Below are 1,711 nucleotides of genomic sequence, written 5' to 3' on the forward strand. Positions count from 1 at the left end.
GTCGACAGCAGCCACGGCCGACCGGCCGTGGCTGCTGTCGACCTACGGCACCGAGACCAACAAGACGATCACCCTGGACCTGGCCAAGTTCACGTCCGGCACCCACTACACGGCCGCCGCCAACGGCGTCCCCAACGTCCTCAAGTCCGGCCTGCCGCTCGCGAAGATCACCGCGTCCGGGCTGTACGCCCCCTACGCGTCCGGCGCGTCCGACGGCACCCAGGTCCTCGCCGGGCTCCTGGAGACCGACACCGCGTTCAACACGGGCTCCACCAAGGTGGGCGCCGCTCTCCGCGTCGTCGGCGACGTCGCCCTCGCGAAGCTGCCGGTGGCGCTCACCCTGCCCGCGGCCGCCAACCGCTCCGACTCCATCCACTTCTCCTGAGAAAGGGCGTGAATCCAGATGCTTGAGGCCCTGCTCAGGGACATCACCGCGACCGACATCATCGCCTTCGCGCGCGCCGTGCAGACCCCCGCGGACTACGCGCTCACCGCGAACGTCATGCCGGAACGGCAGATCAACGGCGTGAAGTTCAAGACCCGCCGCACCAGCCGCCGGGTGAACGCCGCGAAGTACCGCGCCTACGACGCGCAGACCCCGGTCGCCTCCCGCGAGGTGAAGCGGATCGAGACCGAGGGCATGCTGCCCCCGCTCGGCCAGAAGTACCTCGTGGGCGAGCTGGAGACGATCCTCCTCGCCGCGCGCCGGGGTGCGGACGCCTCCGAGCTGGTGGAGTCCCTCTACGAGGACACCGCCGCGCACACCCTGTCCATCCGCTCCCGCCTCGAGCTCGCCGTCGGCGACCTCCTCACCGACGGCAAGTTCACCCTCGCCGGTGAGAACGGCCTGACCATCGAGTACAACGCGCAGGTCCCGACGGCGAACATGCCCACCGCGGCCACCCCGTGGACCGACCCGACCGCGGACGCCATCGCCGACGAGCAGGCCTGGCTGGAGGTGCTGCGCGCCTCCGGTGCGCCGATGCCGGAGAAGGTCGTCACCTCCTACAAGGCGCGCGCACTCCTCGCCGGGAACGACGCCTACCGCGCCGCCTACTACGGCTCGGTGAACCCGTCGAACACGCCGACGGCGACCCTCGCACCCAACGAGGTCAACACCGTCCGCGCCCGCTACAACCTCCCGCCCATCGAGATCTACGACGTGCAGATCCCGAAGGACGACGGCACCATGGCCCGCCCGATCCCCGAAGACCGGTGGATCATGGTGCCGCCGAACCGGCAGCAGTGGGGCGAGACCCAGTACGGCATCACCGCCGAATCCATCGCGCTGACCACCGGCGACAACCCGGCCATCGAGCTCCAGGAAGCCCCCGGGATCATCGTCACCCACGGCTGGCAGGACGACCCCGTCCAGGTGTGGACCAAGGGCAGCGCCGTCGCGATGCCGGTGCTGTACGTGCCGGACATCCACATCACCGCCAAGGTTTTCTGATGGCCCGCCTCGCCACGGACGTCCACGTCAAGGACCCGCAGACGCGCCTGATGGTGCACCTGCGGGCCGGTGAGGAGCCCGCGCCCGAGTACGCGGCCCTGGTCAAGAACCCCGACGCGTGGGAAGACGGCAAGCTCCCCACGGCCGCCAAGAAGACCGCCGACACCTCCACGTCCTCGGACGACGGGGACGACGGGGACAAGCCGGCCGCCAAGCGTGCGGCCCGTAAGCCGGCCCGGGGCCGGCTTACGGGCCGCA

The 1,711-nt window shown here is 70.4% G+C and carries 3 protein-coding genes; all 3 read left to right on the plus strand.

What is annotated here, in order from left to right:
* Positions 1-385: head decoration protein (locus AOK18_RS24005; RefSeq protein ID WP_055695684.1), on the plus strand; the 385-nt coding region annotated here is incomplete at its 5' end.
* Positions 386-403: 18 nt separating this feature from the next.
* Complete coding sequence (locus AOK18_RS24010; RefSeq protein ID WP_055695685.1) at positions 404-1,453, plus strand: major capsid protein; 1,050 nt, start codon at positions 404-406, stop codon at positions 1,451-1,453.
* Positions 1,453-1,711 (plus strand): hypothetical protein (locus AOK18_RS24015; protein WP_055695686.1); only part of this gene is annotated, 259 nt, incomplete at its 3' end. The genes AOK18_RS24010 and AOK18_RS24015, both read left to right, overlap by 1 nt.

This window comes from Streptomyces prasinopilosus, from assembly GCF_001419695.1.
Lineage (GTDB): Bacteria > Actinomycetota > Actinomycetes > Streptomycetales > Streptomycetaceae > Streptomyces > Streptomyces prasinopilosus.

Excerpts from the sequence above, each read along its gene's own strand:
- AOK18_RS24010 (WP_055695685.1), top strand. The coding sequence starts at position 404 with ATGCTTGAGGCCCTGCTCAGGGACATCACCGCGACCGACATCATCGCC.